11 protein-coding genes are annotated in these 19,043 nt (G+C 46.0%); all 11 read right to left on the reverse strand.

The window, feature by feature from the left end; genetic code table 11:
• Nucleotides 1–137 precede the first annotated feature (137 nt).
• Complete coding sequence (locus tag AB4323_RS11640; protein ID WP_372152524.1) at nt 138–1,550, reverse strand: phosphoglucomutase/phosphomannomutase family protein; 1,413 nt, start codon at nt 1,548–1,550, stop codon at nt 138–140.
• Between the two features lie 74 nt (nt 1,551–1,624).
• A complete protein-coding gene (locus tag AB4323_RS11645; protein ID WP_017066806.1) occupies nt 1,625–4,030 on the reverse strand; it encodes a GH36-type glycosyl hydrolase domain-containing protein in 2,406 nt (801 codons plus the stop codon).
• 127 nt (nt 4,031–4,157) lie between these two features.
• The gene (locus tag AB4323_RS11650; protein WP_372152527.1) at nt 4,158–6,119 is read right to left on the reverse strand and encodes a beta-N-acetylhexosaminidase; all 1,962 of its coding nucleotides are present in this window, start codon (nt 6,117–6,119) and stop codon (nt 4,158–4,160) included.
• Between the two features lie 12 nt (nt 6,120–6,131).
• Nucleotides 6,132–7,016, reverse strand: coding sequence for an N-acetylglucosamine kinase (locus AB4323_RS11655; RefSeq protein WP_102331935.1), 885 nt, complete (start codon nt 7,014–7,016; stop codon nt 6,132–6,134).
• 2 nt (nt 7,017–7,018) lie between these two features.
• Complete coding sequence (locus AB4323_RS11660; protein ID WP_017063263.1) at nt 7,019–8,740, reverse strand: glycoside hydrolase family 9 protein; 1,722 nt, start codon at nt 8,738–8,740, stop codon at nt 7,019–7,021.
• A gap of 98 nt (nt 8,741–8,838) precedes the next feature.
• The gene (locus AB4323_RS11665) at nt 8,839–9,834 is read right to left on the reverse strand and encodes an ABC transporter ATP-binding protein (protein ID WP_136973785.1); all 996 of its coding nucleotides are present in this window, start codon (nt 9,832–9,834) and stop codon (nt 8,839–8,841) included.
• A gap of 87 nt (nt 9,835–9,921) precedes the next feature.
• Nucleotides 9,922–10,905, reverse strand: coding sequence for an ABC transporter ATP-binding protein (locus tag AB4323_RS11670; RefSeq protein WP_048605693.1), 984 nt, complete (start codon nt 10,903–10,905; stop codon nt 9,922–9,924).
• Nucleotides 10,906–10,907: 2 nt separating this feature from the next.
• Entirely contained in the window at nt 10,908–11,933 is a 1,026-nt protein-coding gene (locus AB4323_RS11675) for an ABC transporter permease (RefSeq protein ID WP_017056648.1), read from the reverse strand.
• 2 nt (nt 11,934–11,935) lie between these two features.
• Nucleotides 11,936–12,922, reverse strand: a complete 987-nt coding sequence (locus AB4323_RS11680; RefSeq protein WP_004734532.1) for an ABC transporter permease — start codon at nt 12,920–12,922, stop codon at nt 11,936–11,938.
• Between the two features lie 169 nt (nt 12,923–13,091).
• Nucleotides 13,092–14,774, reverse strand: coding sequence for an ABC transporter substrate-binding protein (locus AB4323_RS11685; protein WP_004734533.1), 1,683 nt, complete (start codon nt 14,772–14,774; stop codon nt 13,092–13,094).
• A gap of 700 nt (nt 14,775–15,474) precedes the next feature.
• Complete coding sequence (locus AB4323_RS11690; protein WP_017063266.1) at nt 15,475–18,864, reverse strand: response regulator; 3,390 nt, start codon at nt 18,862–18,864, stop codon at nt 15,475–15,477.
• Nucleotides 18,865–19,043: the final 179 nt, after the last annotated feature.

Raw genomic sequence — 19,043 nt, forward strand, 5'->3', positions numbered from 1 at the left:
AGTACCGATAATTCGTGATGAACCATAAAAAAGCCCAGCACTTTAATCGAAAGTACTGGGTAAAAGTTCTTCATCTATAGGGGTTAACAAGGCAGTGATTTGTTAAGTCCCATACAAGACTGCTGCGCTCTATAAGCCTATAGAGAGAGGAAGTCTTTCACTTTTTGAAGAACATGTTCTGCTGTGTCTTTATCTTCCATTTCAGCGAAGATTCGTAGCAATGGCTCAGTTCCTGAGAAACGAGCAATCACCCAGCCGCCATTCTTGAAGTACACCTTGGCGCCATCTTCATAGCTGACTTTTTCAATTTCGTATTCAAATTCAGGTAGTTGTTTCTCTACGTAAATCTTGGTGTAGAGCGCTTCCTTCTCTGAAGGTTTAAACTTGCAATCGCCTTCCGCCGTATACGCATAGCCATACTTAGAGTAAATCTCATCAAGCAGCTCAGACAGCTTCTTGCCTGTCACACTGATCATCTCAACCAGTAAGCTCGATGCGAACACGCCATCCTTACCTTTGATGTGACCTCGAATGGTTAAACCGCCCGAGCTTTCACCACCAATCAGTGAATCATCGGCTTCCATTTGAGAGCTGATATGCTTAAAGCCTACAGGAACTTCAAAGCTCTTCTCACCATGATCTGCCGCCACTTTATCCAGTAGGTGTGTGGTTGCGATGTTACGAACGACAGAGCCCTTCCAGCCTTTGTATTCCAGCAAGTAGTAGTAAAGCAGGAGTAGCACTTCGTTAGGGTGAATGAAGTGACCTTTCTCATCGATGATTCCCAAACGGTCAGCATCGCCATCAGTACCAATACCAATGTCATAGCCTTCTGCTGCAACTAAGTGCTTCAAGCGATACAGCGTTGCAGCATTTGGCGACGGCATTAAGCCACCAAAATCTGGGTTTTTGCCATCGTTGATGACGTCGACATCACAGCGACCGTTAATCAGCACGGTTTGCAGAGCATTTTTTGCAACGCCAAACATTGGGTCGATCAGCACGCGTAGGTTAGCTTTCTTGATCGAATCGATATCGATGAAGTTGATGATTGAATCAACAAAGTCGTTCATCGGGTTGATGATCTCGATTTCTTTGTCGTTTAATGCTTGCTCGAAATCGACACGAATAATATCTTCGTTGGTCAGTGTTGCGATTTGCTGTTCGATCTTCTCTGTGATGATCTCATCAGCATCACGGCCACCTTCAATGAATACCTTGATGCCATTGTAATCGGCTGGGTTGTGAGAGGCGGTAATACACGCCGAGTAGGTGCATCCCATCTCTTTTGCTTGGAACATCACGATAGGTGTTGGAACAAACTTATCGATGAAGCTTACTTTGATGTTGTTCGCCGCAAGTACTTCTGCAAACCAACATGCGGCTTTATCGGAAAGGAAACGACGGTCATAGCCGATCACAAACCCATTCTTGGCTGCATCTTCGTTGTTGATGATGTTAGCGAGTGCTTGCGCTACCAAACGGACGTTTTCTCTAGTGAACTCCTCACCAATGAAAGCGCGCCAGCCACCTGTACCAAATTTAATCATTAGAAAATCCTTTTAGTCTCATTGTCTCAAGCCTGTAAAGACTTGAGACAAGAGCTGTTCGTTAAATTGCGTGACTAGCCTAGAACAACGACAACATCGTTCACGCTGCCTTCTGCTTGTACTGGGATTGCGCCTTCAACTGACTCACCATTGATAGTGATAGAGGCAACGCCTTTGCTTACTGCATTCGGGTTTTGCACTGTGATGTTGTAAGTCGCGCCACGCCATTGACGAGTAACCTCGAACTCTGGCCAATCCGTTGGGATACAAGGATCAACCGTTAATCCTTCGAAGCCAGTACGAACACCTAGAATGAAGTTGGTTACCGCAAAGTAAGCCCAACCAGAGGTGCCTGTTAACCATGGGTGGTTTGCACGGCCGTGGTCTTGGTGATCTTTACCCATGATGAACTGCACGTACGAGTATGGTTCTGCGTAACGCGTTTCAATCATGTCGTTTTGGTTGTATGGGTTCAGTGCGTCATAGAATTTCATCGCACGGTCACCACGGCCTAGTTTCGCTTCTGCTACCCAGGCCCATGGGTTAGGGTGAGAGAAGATTGCGCCGTTCTCTTTTACGCCTTGGTAAACGCGAGTTACGAAACCGATATCATCGTTTGGTGTTGCAAATGAAGGAGAGTTTAGGTGTAGGCCGTATTCTGAGAAAAGGTTCTCATCAACAGCGTCCATCGCTTTCTCACCGCGTTCTTGAGATACAGCACCAGATAGAACGGCTAGCGTGTTTGACTCAAGGTGTACACGACCTTCAGCTTGTTGAGCGGTACCGATCTTGTCGCCATTTTTAGTTAGACCACGGATGTACCAGCCGCCTTCGTCATCCCAAAGGTGCGTTTCACACGCTTCGCGAACGTTAGCTGCCATTTCAGTGTATTTCGCAACATCAGCATCGTTATTACGGAACTTAGCAAGATCTAGGAATTCTTGTAGCGCCCAGAAGTGTAGGAATGAAACCATTGAAGATTCACCACCACCTAGGTTCAAACAGTCATTCCAGTCAGCTCGAAGACCTTTACAGATACCCGTTTGACCCACGTATTCAGCAGAGAAGTTCAGTGCCGCTTTCATGTGTTCATAAACTGTCGCCTCGCCACCGTCTGCGTATGGAATCACTTCATCGAAGAAGTCGTGCTCACCGGTTTCCATTACGTATTTGATAATGGTCGGAACGATCCATAGGTGGTCATCAGAACATGTGTCTTCAATGCCGTGGATCTTGTCGTCATCTGACGGTGTTGGAACAACTGTTGGTGATTTTGATGGCTCAACGTCGGCTTTCTCTGGATCGAACCAGTCAGGATCGAACAAGTGTAGACCGTAGCCCGCTTTCACTTGGCCGCGAAGCAGGTCGATAATACGTTTCTTGGTCATTTGTGGGTTGGCATGGGGTACTGAAATAGCATCTTGAGCCGTATCACGGTAACCAAGACCAGTACGACCGCCAACTTCGATGAATGATGCAAAGCGTGACCAAACCACACAGGTTTCCGCTTGGTATAGCGTCCACGTGTTGATCATTGTGTCTAAGCCTTCGTTTGGCGACTTAACTTGGAATTTGTTGCAACGCTCGTCCCAGTGATCTTTGATGCCTTGGAAAGCGGCGTCTACGTTTGCTGTGTCTTGGTACTTCTCACGTAGGCGTTCACCGTTGCCTTTACCGATACCGAGTACATACGCAAAGCGAACTTCTTCACCGGGTTGAATCGTAAATTGCTTGTGCAGAGAACCACAATGGTTGTAACAAGTTTGAGCGCTGTTAGAACACTTACCGTTTTCAACCGCAATTGGATTTGCTTCATCACGGTACATACCAAGGAAGTTGTCACGTTGGCCATCGTAGCTGTCTGGTGAGAAAGTTGAAGCTAGGTAGTAGAAGCCTTCAAAGTCGTTAGTGTTGTAGTACAGGTCGTATTCCAGAACACCTTCTTGGTAAGACGTGCCCGCAGAGTACAAAGACATCTGATGGTTTTGATTGTCTGATTGAATATGGCTGAAAGAGAACTCAACAAACGAGAAAGTGCTGATAGTACGTGGCTTGTCAGTGTTGTTCTTTAATACAACGTCCCAAACTTCTGCATCTTCACCCTTAGGTACGAATAGCGTCTTGGTTGCGGTAATGCCGCTGTATTCACATTTGAATTTTGAGTATGACAGGCCGTGACGAACTTCGTAGTTCGCTTCATCTAGGCTCTTGGCCACTGGTTGCCAAGAGATAGACCAGTAATCACCTGTCTCATCATCACGCAGGTACACATAGTGTCCAGGACGGTCAAAGGTGCCGTTTGGACGGAACTTAGTAACACGGTTGTATTCCGGAGAATTGTAGAACGAGTAACCGCCCGCATTGTGCGAAATCACGGTACAAAACTTTTCAGTACCTAGGTAGTTTGTCCAAGGTGCTGGTACATCAGGGCGAGTGATGACGTATTCGCGATTGTCGTTATCGAAATAGCCGTATTTCATTGTCATTTCCTTTTTAACAAACTGCATCTATGCAGCTAATTTTTAAATAGTGATGCTGAGTCGTATCTAACTGAGCACCTTAATTTGAGTCAGCAACCACTCGATATGAGTGTCGCTTTGGTTTGTTTTATTGAGCTTTCCAAGGGTTGCGATAATCAACATTGAGTTTGTCGAGTAATGGCAGATGCCCCTTTAGGCGAGATAGGTAATCTAGCCAGTTTCGGTTGTTTTTATGTGTCCAACATCCTTCAGCTAAAGCGCTAATTCTTGGGAATACCATGTAATCCATACGCTTTTGGTTGGTGACGATCTCACACCATAGAGCACACTGAATTCCGCGGATCCGCTTACGAATTGGGTCGGTGTCGGATACCTCAGCAAGTGCTTCGTAGGTATAAGCTTGTTCTAATGGGATAACGGCAGCCCAATCTACGCCCGGTTCTTCCGGTGCATAATCTTGGGTCATGTCGAGATAGGTAAACTGTGCAGGTTGCAACACCACATCAAAGCCTTGGCGAGCGCAATTGACAGCCGCTTCTTCACTGAGCCATGAGTAGATGATGGTCTCTTTACTCACTTTGTCGCCGTGCTGTGCTTCTTCCCAGCCGACCATGCGTTTGCCGAGTTGCTTAAGCTTGTTTTCGGCATAGCGGAATAGGTGGCCTTGTAGGTCTTTGCTGTCTTGGTACTGGTGTTCTTTCATCAATGCTTGAGCAGCAGGGCTGTTGCTCCACACTCCCGGTGGCACTTCGTCTGCACCCATGTGAATTAATTCGCTCGGGAACAGCTCTGCGACTTCTTCAATAACTGCATCTAGAAATTGGTAAGTGCCTGGTAAACCTGGGTTTAGGACGTTGTCGTTGTAGTGCTGAATGCTTTTGTATTGAGTAGTGTCAGCTTGCTCTACCAACATGTCAGGCAGTGATTTGATTGCGGCACGGCAGTGTCCCGGAATATCGATCTCTGGGATCACCGTGATGCTGCGTTGCTCTGCATATTCAATGACTTCACGAATTTGTTGTTGCGTGTAGAAGCCGCCGTAGTTTTCCGCAATGTGGGTATATTGCGGCTCTAGTGCATGATCAGGGCCACGCCAAGCGCCAATTTCTGTTAGCTGTGGCAGGCTCTTTATCTCAATTCTCCAACCTTCATCGTCAGTTAGGTGCCAATGAAATACGTTGAACTTGTAGTGCGCCAGTTGATTGATTAAACGCTTCACTTGCTCTACTGAGTGGAAGTGACGAGCGCAGTCCAACATCATGCCGCGGTACTTAAAGCGCGGTTGGTCGGCTATCTTGCAACATGGTAGAGAGAAGTTCTCTGCGTCCAGTTGTTGAACTAGTTGAATCAAGCTTGCCACAGCGTGTGTAAAGCCCGACTGGCTGCCTGATTCAGCAATAATCTGTTGTGCAGTGATGGTCAGTTTGTATTCGGCTTCATCTAACGTCGGGTTGCTGCGAAATAGAATGTTGCCGCTTTCGTCTTTTGAAAGTTCAGCTGAAAGCGCGGTCGAAAGAGACAGCTCAAAGGTCGAGAGCAACTCTTGCTGGAACCAAGAGACTGCCTTATCAGCAAGATGAGATTGAACCTCAATTCTGCAGTCGTTATTTAGCGCGAAGTTACTTAGCGCGAAACTACCTTGCTGAAATTCGATCTGATTAGGCTGAGGAATCAATGCAATCTCAGCAGCGTTAACTTCAGGTATTTGATTGCGTTCACGGTATGGCGAAGCCAGTACTATGGGTGATATCGCGACAGGCAGTACCGATGTTTCTCCATCATTATGTGACTGGATAAAGGCATCGTTAAGGCCATCAGAATAGAAGCGGAATGGTGCGCTTTGAATACTGAATTCAAGGTAGTAATGGTTGTTGGCCTTTAACACTGACGAACTTGGTGTGAATGAGCAAAAGCTGCCAACTTGAGTCAGCTCTCCTTGCGATAAACTCTCTGGAAGGATGAAACGATCAAATGCAAAGTGCAGAGACCAATCTTTTACGTCGAGGTCACTTAAGTTATGTACCGTAAGGCCAAATCGGCAGTTATTTTTTTGTTCAGAAAGAACAGCTAAGTCGATGCGATAATTCATATAACTTCCCTGCTAAGCCTGTTGATACAAGTTGTGTTGTGGTTTTCCGGCAAACATCAATGCGCCTTCAATAGCGTCGAATTGAGGTTTAACGATCCATTGTTGTACTGGTGGTGATAGCCAGTTGAGAATACGCTCAGCGATACTTCCCATTAAGCACACCTTGTCAGCGCCTTTTCGATGCAGTGCTAAGACAAACATTTCGATATCAGCCGCGGTTTGCTTGAGCATATCGATAGCCAGTTCGTCACCTTCGTTAGCGAGTTGAAAAATAACTGGTGAGAATTGACCGTAATCCTTTGGAATAGCACCTTTTGACCATTCGACAATGGCATCCACATCATTATTAAAGTGATTCATCACATGTAGAGTCAGCGGGGTTTTGTTGCGAATACCGTCTTCTGCAAGCAAGACTTGTTGAATCAAACGTAAGCCCATGACTGCGCCGCCGCCTTGATCTGAAATCGGAAATTCACGACCGCCAACCACATGTTGCTCACCGTCTTTTAGGAAGATACCGCAAGAACCCGTACCACCGATCATGATTGCGCCGTCTTGGCCATTGTGAGCACCAATGCAAGCGCCATAAGCGTCGGTATTTAGTGTCATGCTTGCGAAAGGGTGTGGTTGAGCCATGAAGTCGAACCATGCTGATTTTTGCTCAGCGCCAGCCAGCGCTAGGCCAACATGCATATTTGAAAAATGGTCTGAGTTGAGTTGCCCTTGTTGTGCCGCTTTTGTGATGGCATCAATAATTGAGCTCATCGCAACATCAACACCCAAAAGGATGTTGCCACTGCCACTTTTCGCTTCACCAATCAGTTTGCCTTGAGCGTCACGAATACGAGCACGACAAGAAGTACCACCACCATCAATACCGACGTAGTAAAGAGTCATTATTATTGCTCCTTACGCTGAGCTAAGAAGTTGAACTGTGCAGCGGTTGCTAATAAGAACCACGCACCATGAGGGATCCATTGCTCACCCCAGCGCCAGTTTTGAAGCATGTCATCTTTTTGTGCTGGTGGATTGAACGCAATGTCTTGTTCATCTTCAAAACCAGCTGTGATGCCATTACAGATACCGCCTTTCGCATTGAAGAACCCAAGCTGAGGTAGGTAGTCTGGGTTGTTATGGCCATGACCATCGAGCATGCACATGTGGTATGGGTTGAGGCCCAAGATCCAATCAAGGCTATTTTGTGAAAGCTGGATTAAGCGCTCTTGAAGTTCGCTATCTTTAATGTGCGGTTGAACTAGGTAAGCCATGGTTGCGAGTGAGCCAAGGCGTGCGTTCTCGCCTTGCCACCAGTAACCGGTTTCGTTCTGTTGAGCGACGAAGAAGGCATCACGTTTATCACCATCGACAGATTTAACGTATTGTCTTGGATAGCCAAATGGGTTGGTGACTTTGTCGGTGATGTTGATTTCGAACTGACAAGCTTGTTCAACAACTGTGCGCGCCTGTTCTTTTAATTCAGCATCGGTTTCGTTGTCGATGTATTCACATAGTGCAATCACAGGAAGACCGGCTTCAGCTGCGTGAAAGTATGGACGAGAGCCATCAGAGTTTGCCGACCAGAAGTGCTCAAATGAATCATCGGATTGCTGACGAGAGATTAAACGAGTCGCCCAAGTTCTTGCTTCTGATAGGTATTGCTGGTCTTGTGTTACGCGATACAGCTCATTGGCTGCGAGTAGGGCGCAATACTCATCGATGATGTTCTCTTCACCATCGTTTAGATACTGGAGGTTGTACTCTTTTAGATGCCAGTAACCCTTAACCGCCATTTCAAGGTATGTGTGGCTCGAGTAGCTACCAGAGATTTCAAGCTCAGAAGCTGCGGCTAATGCTGCGATAGCAACACCTGCACCTTGTCGGTAGCCCGCTTGTAAGTCCGTTGATTTATGACCTTCTTGAGTCGCATAAGCGCAGATATCGCGTTGGTTGATATCTTTGCTCCATTTGTCGAATACCGTCATATAGAAGTATCCGTCAGCGTCTTGCATACGCACTAAGAAGTCGGCACCGAACAGAGCCTCTTCCGTTAGACGAGTCATGGAGAATTTCGGGAAGTCTGGGTTATGGCCAGTCAAGCGTACGCTTTTTAGCATGTTCCAAACGACCATCGGAATTTGTTGTGGGTTTAGGTAGTTACCATAAGACAGGTGGCTAAAATACTTACTGACATCACCTGATGCGTCATACCATCCACCGTGGACATCGACGTATCGGTCGGTACCTAGAATTTGTGCTTGTCGATCTTTTTTGTCGAAAATCCCGCCACAGCGTTGTGACTTAAAGTAATGAAGCACATCAGAAAACGTGTGGTTCATTAATAGGTTGCTACCAATCTCAAATACTTCTGAACGCAGGTTGTCAAAACGTAGGTAGTAGCGACCAGATTCAGTGACTGAACTGAAATCAATAGTGAAGAATTGCCCTTGATGCCAATTTGCTACGCGGCCTTGTTTAACCACATCAAAATTTCCGACAGTCATATGGTTGTCAGCACAGACGAGTAGAGCCGTAGTGCTTGATAGGCGAGCTTTCTTAGTTTGTAGGATAGCTTGCTTCGGGCCTGTGGACTCATAGCCAATATGGTTGGTCAATAACAGCATCAATATTCTCCGACAGTCCTAGTTTCTATTGGCTAGGTACTTGAATGTTTTGGATATAAATAGTTAGGGTCCGAAGACCCTAACTTGGGTTTTATTGCTTAGCTTTCGTGTAGGTAACAGCGCACAAAGTGGTTATCAGCGAGCTGCGTAACCCCTGGTAGCTGCTCTTTGCACTTATCCATTGCGTGAGTACATCGGCCTGCAAATGGGCAGCCTGCTGATACTGGTGTCCACAGAGGAATCTCACCTTTGTTGCCTGCAAGTTGCTCGTGGATCGACTTCTTAGGATCTGGAACGGCCGAAACAAGCAATTGGGTGTATGGGTGCTGAGGGTTAGCAATCACGTCATCGGTATCGCCCCATTCCACCATGTGTCCCACGTACATCACCGAAAGGTCTTCAGCGATGTAACGAGCGGTTGCGATATCGTGAGTGATGTAAAGCAGAGACATTTGCTTCTCGAACTTCATCTCTTCCATCAGGTTCAAAACACCGGCACGAATCGATACATCAAGCATTGAAGTTGGCTCATCGGCTAGTACAACTTCGGCACCTACCGCGATGTTGCGGGCTAGGTTGACACGTTGACGTTGGCCGCCAGACAGTTGGTGAGGGTACTTCTTCGCCGTCTCTTTTGGTGGGATCAGGCCCACTTGCTCTAAAAGATCGTAAACACGTTCTTCTAGTTCTCTCTTATTGCCCGGGGTTACCTTCTTGTGGATCAACAGTGGTCGAGCAATGTGGTGGAAGATATTGTGTGTTGGGTTCAATGAACCAAACGGGTCTTGCCATACCATCTGCACACCTTCACGGTAGTGCATAAGATCTTTTCTGCTTGAGATCTCTTGGATATCACGACCTTTGTATTCGATCATGCCACCTGAAGGTGCGTACATTTTTGCGATCATTTTTGCGGTTGTTGATTTGCCTGAACCAGACTCACCAACCACTGCTAGGCCACGGCTTTTGTACATCTTGAATGACACGTCGTTAATCGCACGCATCATTGGGGTTTGAATGGTGGTACTGCTTATTGGGAAGTCTTTTACGACATTCTTGCCTTCTACCAATAATTGACCGAAATCTTTGCTCATAATTGTCTCCAGAATCCTTATTCGCTTTGCTTGTTTTTAGGCGGTCGAGCCGCCTTGTTCGTTATTCACGCTGAGTCAGCGTGCAAGCTATAGCTTCCTTTGTACTATTGGGTCACCGTACAGGTGGCAGTTAGACAAATGTCCCGGGTCGATAGAACGCAGCTTGGTTGGCACCTTGGTACACGTTTCATGTACACGGTCACAACGAGCTTGGAAACGACACCCTTCAGGGATCTCTAACAGGTTCAGAGGGTTACCCGGAATACCTGCTAACTTTGTCTTTGGCCCTGTCAGTGGAGGGAAAGAACTTCCCAACCCTTTGGTGTAAGGGTGGTAAGGGTTTTCTAGAATATCTTGAGAGTTAGCTACTTCGATTAGCTCACCTGAGTACATGATGCCGATGCGGTCAGAGAACTCGACCATCAATGACAAGTCATGGGTGATGAACAGAATCGAGAAGCCAAACTCTTCTTTCAGTGCATAGATCTTTTGTAGGATTTCGCGTTGCACAACCACATCAAGTGCGGTTGTCGGCTCATCCATAATGATCAGCTTTGGATTCAGTGCTAACGCGATAGCAATAACCAAGCGCTGACGCATGCCGCCAGAGAATTGGTGAGGATAGTCACTCAATCGGCTCGGGTGAATATCGACGATTTCAAGTAGACCTTCAGCACGCTGCTTAGCTTGCTCGCGAGTCATGTTGGTGTGACGCATGATTACGTCACAGAACTGCTCTTCCATCGGTAGTACTGGGTTGAGTGCGTTCATCGCGCTCTGGAATACCATCGACATCTCACTCCAACGGAACGACTGCATACGGTCATCACTGTATTCAAGGATGTTCTCACCGTTGAAGATAACCTCACCACCACTGATGTAAGCGGGCGGCTTATGAAGACGCATAAGAGAGAAAGCGACCGTTGATTTACCACAGCCAGATTCACCAGCTAGGCCGAATACTTCACCTGGAGCGATGTCGAAACTTACGTTGTTACACGCACGAACATCGCCTGACTCTGTGATGTAATCCACGCATAAGTTGCGGATAGAAATTAGTGGTTCAGACATGATTATTTATCTCCGCTCCAAAGTGCATTTTGTGGTGGTAGTTCTGGTTCACGTTCTTCTTTGTCTTGTGCTGCTAGTTTCTTCCAACGCTTCATGCCTTTGTGAGAACGCAGTTGCGGGTTAGCAATTTCATCGACCGCGAAGTTAAGTAGAGCAAGGCCAGTTACAAGTAGTGTCAGTGCGATACAAGGAGCCAGCAGTTCCCACCAAGCGCCAATCAGCATTGATGAAGAGGTTTGAACGTTGTAAAGCATGATGCCCCAGCTGATTGTGTTCGGGTCACCAAGACCTAGGAACGAGATGGTTGCTTCCATCATGATTGCGTACATCACCGAACCGATGAAGCTTGCGCCAACGATAGAGATAAGGTTTGGCAGAATCTCTACGAAGATGATGCGGAATGAAGATTCACCCAAAACTTCAGCGGCTTTTACAAACTCTTTTTCACGCAGTGCTAAGGTCTGGGAGCGAACAACACGGGCGCCCCAAGCCCAGGACATAAAGCCGATAACCAAGGTTATGGTGAGTGGCCCTGCCTCACCGATAAAGGCTGCTACTACGAACAGTAATGGGTATTGAGGGATTACCAGCATGATGTTCATTGCGGCTGTTAGAACGTCATCGACACGGCCACCGAAGTAACCTGCAGAAACACCAATAACAGTTGCGAGTAAACATACGGTTAGACCCGCACCAAAACCTACAGCAAGAGATACGCGTGCGCCGTATACCACTTGAGACCAAACGTCACGACCCATACGAGTTGTACCTAGTACGTGGTCTGCTTTTTTAGACATGATCAATGTACGACGGTCGTCTGCTAGATTTTGAGCAACCCAGCCATCAGGGTTAGTTTGTGCAGACTTCACCACGAAACCAGGATATTCGTGTGGGTTACCTGTACGCTTGTCTGGTACATGTTTGGTGATTAATGGAGCTGCAATCGCGCCAAGAATAAAAATACTTAGGATGATGACGCCTGTTAGGGCCATCGGGTTACGCCAAATGAGTTTTAGAAAGTCTTTCATGATTATTTACCACCCTTACGAAGACGAGGGTCAAGAACAACGTAAAGCATGTCTGCAACTAGGTTAAAGAACAGCATGAATAGCGTCATGATAAGCAGCTGACCTTGCAGTACTTGGTAGTCACGAGCGTTAATTGCGTTGAAAAGTACGCTGCCAAGACCCGGGTAGTTAAAGATGATTTCGATAATTAACTGACCACCGATTGCCATACCTAGCGACATTGAAAGGGCTGTCACACTAGGTAGCATCGCGTTACGAGCTGCGTAGTTGAATACCACTCGGTTTTCGCTCAGGCCTTTGCCTTTCGCCATGGTGATGTAGTCTTCGGCTAGTAGGTTGATCATGTTGTTACGCATGTTTACTAGGAAGCCACCAATTTGAACAACCGAAGCACATACCAGAGGCAAGAAAGCGTGGTAAGCAACGTCTTTGATGAATGCCCAACTTGTCCAGTCAGGTATCGTACCAGCGGTATAGGCGTAGCCAGTTGGGAACCACTTCAAACCAATTGCGAAGGTAAATAGCGCAAGCATTGCAATAACAACTTGAGGAACGGCTTGTAGAATAAGCATCCCTGGAGTAACAAAGGCATCGTATTTACTGCCACGTTTCCACGCTGCAAAAATACCTAGGATTGAGCCAATCGAGAAAGAAAGAATAACGGCAGTGCCTGCTAAGAATAGCGACCAACCGAATGCGCCACCTAACAGTGTATTTACTGAAAGTGGGTAGAATTGAATTGATGTACCAAGCTCCCAGCTTAGAATGTTCTTCATGTATGCGCCGTATTGAACCAGTAAGCCACCATCAACGAAGCCTAATAGTTCTTTCATTGCCGCAATACGCTCAGGAGTAACTTGTACAGAAGCGTTCGCAAACATCATGGTAACTGGGTCACCAGGCATTGCTCTTGGAATAATAAAGTTTAACGTCGCTGCAACTAATAGCGCGACAAAATAAAATGACAAACGTCTTAAAAAATAACCCATAACTCACACCTTACTCACCCAGATTGTTTCCCTGTTTCTGGATTCAGGTCGCTCCTAGCGAAATTTGGAACGAAAAATCCCCTGACGACTAGCGCCATACTTTCAATTGATAGTGTGGGGATTTTTATAAGCGGCGTAAGAAGTTACGCCGCAAAGATTGAACGATTACTTATTTAACTGGTTTTAGGTCCAGTACATGAAGTAGACGCTCTGGAATACCAGCCCAAATGTTTGGACGGCCTTTTGGATTTTCTTCGTTCCACCAACCAGTGAAGCGAGTCGTGTTGTATTGGTACATGTAAGCACCAGACATCACTGGGATTGTCACTTGGTCTGCAGCGATGATTTGCTGGATACCGTGTGCAATATCTAGCTGCTCGTTCTTGTCAGCTGTTTTGTAGAAGCTGTTTAGAAGACCATCTAGCTTGTCGTTTTGGTAGAAGTGCATCGCGAAACGAGGCATACCATCACCAGATTGAAGTGATGAGTTGTAAGCACTGTTCCAGTACGTGTATGGATCCGCACCGTGGAAGTAGTTTGTGTATGCTACGTCGTATGTACCTTCAAGCATTGCTTGGTTGTAAACAGAGAAGTCAGGTGTACGAGCTTTCGCTTTAATACCGATTTCGTTTAGCTGTTCTACCGCTAGTTGAACTGTGTTGTTGAAGTCAGTCCAGCCGTTTGGCGATTGAATCATTAGTTCGAAAGACTTGCCTGATGGAGTGTCAACAAAACCATCTTTGTTTACATCTTTGAAGCCAGCGTCAGCAAGAAGCTTCTTCGCGCCTTCAGCGTTGTAAGTGTTGAAGCCTTTGTACTTGTCATGAGTTTTTTCATCAGACCAAGCTTCAAATGCGTAGCCAAGACCCGATGCGAAATCGTTCACAGTACCGCCACCGTAGAATGCGATATCGATGATAGTTTGACGGTCAAGAGCCATAGAGAAAGCACGACGGAATTCAACGTTGCTCAATGCTTCATGCTTCGCAGCATCAGGGTGCTTGAAGTTAACTATGAATGCCTGTGTACCTGCTGGCGGGTACCAGTAGTGGTGTTTAGGGCTAGCTGCAGCGTATGTACGATCGATATCTGGAACGAAAGAAGACGTCCAGTCCATTTCACTGTTTACAACTTTACCTAGGAACTGGTCGTTGTTCGCAATTTGTGGAACACGTAGACAGTCAACATCTAGGTTGTCTGCATCCCAGTAGTTCGGGTTAGCACACTGGATGTATAGCTGAGCTGTAAACGTATCGATTTCTGTAAACGGACCAGAACCTACTGGGTTCTCATTGGTAAACGTTGATGGATCTTTCACGTCTTTCCAGATGTGCTTAGGTACTACTGGTACTTTAGCAATCTCGTAAGGTACGTTCGAGTTAGCTTCTGTTAGGCTGAACTTAACTTGGTAGTCGTTCAGTTTTTCTACAGAAGTTACCCAAGAGTTGATGCCAGATTGGTCAAGCTCTGGTTTCTCTTTTACAAGGTTGAAAGAAAAAACAACATCATCAGCAGAGAAAGTTTCTCCGTCAGACCATTTAACACCCTTACGAATGTCGAAAACTACGCTCATCAGATCATCTGACATTGTGAAGTTTTCAGCTAGACGGAACACAGGAGTGTTACCGTGCATTTCGTTAAATACTACTAACGGCTCATAAAGGAAGTCGGTTGTAGTATGTAGGTTGGTAGCACCAAGGTACGGGTTAAAGTTACGTACAAATGTAGTGTACTCTTTCGGGTGAATAGTCAACTCACTGCGTTCTGCAGCTGTTGCTACTGATGCAAAACCTGTTGTAGCAGTTGCAATAATTGCTGTTGCTATTGCTGTTTTTTTTATATTGGCAAGCATAGCTGTTCCTTACTATTTGCTTTCATTTCACTAATGGATTGAATGTTATCTGTCGCTAAATTGTTTAGTAGATACACACTCTAGTTAAAGGCCTACCTCTTCTTCATTGCTCCAGATTCATCGTTGATTCTGAGAAGTGGTAAGAGTGGCCTGTAGGCCTTTGGCAGGAGTAAGAAAACACCTTATCGATGAATTAATCAAACTCGTTTCCCGTCAAAAACGTTAAAAACAAGCAATCCCACGTCATTAACGTCAAAATGGGGTGCTTTGGTGGTTTTTTGTGCGCAATTGTTAGGGTGATGTGACTCGCATTTGGTTTTGCTGTATCGGCTGGGTGTGAGTGGTCACTAACTACCTGGGCTTTTTATTATAAAGCTTTAGGCTAGGATTTTGTAATTGTAGATCTTGGTCACTTGCCGATTTTACGTTAAATTTCCCTAGAAAATTAAATCTGCCGTTCTGTTGTGACTCGCTTCTCAAACTGCAACAAAGAGTCAGATATGATTGAGAATAGAACGAAAAGTACTGACGGTTACGAGCTCACACTGTACGTAATTGGCGTGAATTCCTCCTTGTTTAAGGGCGTAAAAAAAGTGCGTTGCAAGCGATGGGATTCTACTTTTTGTGATTATTAGGCGTACAAAAAAGCCCACGCTAGGTGGGCTCCATTATTCAAAGTATCGTGATGTTGGTTCAGGGATTAACTGGTCAGTAGTTTCTGAAGTTTATCTCTTAGCATCTCAATATGGGTTCTTTCTGGCGTCTGTTCTTTACAGTGTTCCAGTATGAATTCGATTGAGCTCAGTACCGTTCGCCAGCGAGGGGTTTTCGGTAGGGTTTCTACGCGTAGGTATTTGTCTAGCGTTCGAGTTTGCAGCGTACTGCGGTCTAAGTAGACGCGCCACAAGCCACTCTTCTCGGCGAAAGCGAACTTGGTTTCACCAGTCACCGATTCCCAGTAGATGATGGCATTCGTCATCGCATCGACCAGTACCTCGCGCATTAACTCTTGCTTGTTTTTACCTTCACCGGTTGCCTTGTCAGCAAGACGAGTAAATTCTCCGCCAAGCTCCTTCAACTGTTGCAACTTATCTTTGTCGCCTTCAAAGGCATAACTAGAGAGAGCTTCAACCGCCGTTTCAAGGTTATTGATTCGGTTTGAGTTAACACCACCACCTACATTGAAGATATACATGGTGTCGAGCCCTGAGCCTTCAGGCAGCTTAAGGATGTCACTTGGTATGCGCTGACGTGTATCGTCTATATAGATATCAATATCACCGCAGTAGTGGGCTTGTTCTACCTTAAGGTATTTAGGCGCAATGATCTCGTCGGCCATTGAGCGTTTAAGTTGTTCTTGTCCGCGTCTGAATAGCTTCGCCGCAGCTTCGTTAGCAAAGCGAATACGTTGGTCGTCACGAATACAGATGATGGCTTCAGGTGCCGATTCTAGTTGCTCTAATAAGCGGCCTTGAGTTTCTAACAAGTTAGCCTCAACCATCGCTCTATGTTTGAGCTCGAGTTGCAGTTGGTCGTTTTCAAGGCGTCTTTGTTCAGCTTTGCTTGCTGATAGATGTGCTGTAATTCGAGCCGCTAGTTCTTGTTTGTTGAACGGTTTAGACAAGTAGTCATTGGCGCCAGCTTCGAAACCTCGAACACGGTCTTCTGCTTGGTTGAGTGCCGTTAGCATGATGATTGGCAACTGAGCATGATCGTATTGCTTACGCAGTGCTTCACAAACCTGATAGCCGCTCATTCCTGGCATCATGATGTCGAGTAGAAGCAGCTCTGGCTTCTCTTTCTCAATCAGTTCAATGGTTTCAGGGCCATCACATGCAGTACGTACTCGATAACCTTCTAACTTCAAGAAGCTGTCTAATACTCGCAGGTTAACCGGCTCATCATCGGCGATAACCAATAACGGGCCATCTGGGTTTTCACTGATAACACTATTTTCTTGTTGGCTGTTATCAATTAAATCAGGCGCTTGGAAGTGCGAGTAGTGACCTGATTCGTTGTAACTGTCTAACTCATCTTGAGTAGCTAGGGGCAGGGTAAAGCTAAACGTAGTGCCGAGCATTGGTTGGCTACTAACGTACAGTGAACCGCCCATTAGCTCGATCAACTGACGACTGATCGATAATCCAAGCCCTGCACCTTGGCGGTAGTTACTCGCATCTTGGCCTGCTTGAATCAATGGCTCAAAGATGTGCTCAAGGTACTCGGCCGGTATACCTTGGCCAGTATCGACAACTTGTACACGAATGTTGTCATCGATAACGCTGGCAGAGATAACAATTTTACCTTCTGAGGTGTACTTGATGGCATTGCCGACCAAGTTATACATCACTTGCTCAAGTCGTTGAGGATCCGATGAAACCAGACCTAAATCACTTGGGACTTGGTTAATAATACGGATTGGCTTATTGCCCAATAGGTGATGAGACAACTCTAGGACCAAGCTGGTGGCTGCCGACAAATCAACGGCTGATTTCTTAATATCTAAGCTGCCATAGCGCATCTTGTGATAATCAAGCAGATCATCAACCAAGGTCGCCAATCTCTGACCGCTATTGATGATGATATCCAACTGATATTTCTGATTAGCAGGAATAGGGCCGTTAGCTCCAGATATCAACGCTTCAGCGATACCCACCATGCCATGCAGTGGTGTTCTCAATTCATGTGAAGTAGTCGCTAAGAACTCATCTTTGAGTTTATTTGCCAGTTGTAACTCTTCGTTTTGCTTTTGAATGGTCTTAAGGTTGTCCTCAAGCTCATCGTTTTGGCTTTTGATGAGCTGCATTTTTTCACGAATAGATCGCTGCATTCTTTCGAAGCTCACCGCGAGTCGGCCTATCTCATCTTTGCGCTCGGTATTGATCATGGTTTCATCGAGATCACCCGCCGATACTTTTTCGGCAGCCCACGTCAGTTTAAGCAGTGGGGATGTGATGAAGTTAGACAGATAGTGCGATGCAACGACTACCAGAATGATCGCCGTTAGCATCACGATCACGAAGATCTTTTCTAACTGATGAATACGGGCAAACGCCTCTTTCTCTGGCAGCTCTACGACAAGAGCCCATGTTGCGTATTTCAGTTCAATTGGCGTATATGCCGCGATGATCGCTTGATCTAGGGTGTTGTCGAAGGTGCCAACCGCTGTTTCGCCAGCCAATGCTTTATCGACAACATCAAGGCTCAAGTTGATAGATTCTTGTGAATGAGCAAGGCTACGCGGCAGGTGATCATCACCTACAAGCAGCGTTTGAATATTCGAACTCTTGTTGAGATCCGCAATCAACTTAGTAATGCCGTTGATTGGTAGCCTAAACATCGCGTAACTGTGTAGGTAGCCTTGTTGAACGATAGGTGCGCCTAGCCATGCGGTCTGTTTGCCATTCTCGTCTTTAAAGTCAGAAACGATAACCGGCGTGTAATCTTCGTTAGATTTGCGTCGGTCGGTTACGTCTTTGGCTAGTCGTTGAAAGGTAATACCTAGGTTGGAGTCCTTGTATTTTCCTGTCAGCAGATTGGTGCCGTAATCGTCATTTTTAAAGACGGAATAAGCGACGTTACCGTTGATATCAACTAAGAGAATATCGTCAAAATCAGAGCGTTTAAGCAGTTCTAGGTAAGCATTATGGTAGCGCTTGTGGAGCAGGCGATAACGCTCGCTGCCAATAAAGCTGCTGGATTCAGGGAGGATCGACGTTTTGATTTGATCGCCAGAGCCTTGAATATAGCGCTGCTGTGCATTACTGCGTGCCTCGTCAATATCTAACCCCAATCGTTGAAATGCATTGATCAAACCATAAAATCGCCCGCCACTGGCATTGGCCAATTCTGAGCGAACAAAGCCCATCACTTGGGATTCTTGAGCTTGTAGGTAATCGACAATTTGCTGCTGCTTAGTATCACGAACCGAAACAAGGTGTGAGGTGCTTTGTTCCTGGAGATCCTGACTGTGCGATTGGAGGAAAAATATCGCGATAAGTGTCACAGGGGTAATACTGAGGACAAGAAATGCCAGCATTAGGGTATTTTGAAGGCGCTTAAACTTCTGCTTACGATAGAATCTAAACATAAATTGGGTACTACTTTCCTTTGATGTACTGCTAAAAGGGGCGAAAACAAGTACAGAGAATAGAATTAACGGGTTCCAATTTAACGAAATTAACGAGTTTTTTTACTTTGACAAGTAAGTGGTATTTAAAGCGTGTGCAAAAGCTCATTTTTATAGAGTTTTGACAAAAATATGAACAG

This window comes from Vibrio sp. 10N.261.52.C11 (assembly GCF_041471405.1).
Lineage (GTDB): Bacteria > Pseudomonadota > Gammaproteobacteria > Enterobacterales > Vibrionaceae > Vibrio > Vibrio crassostreae_C.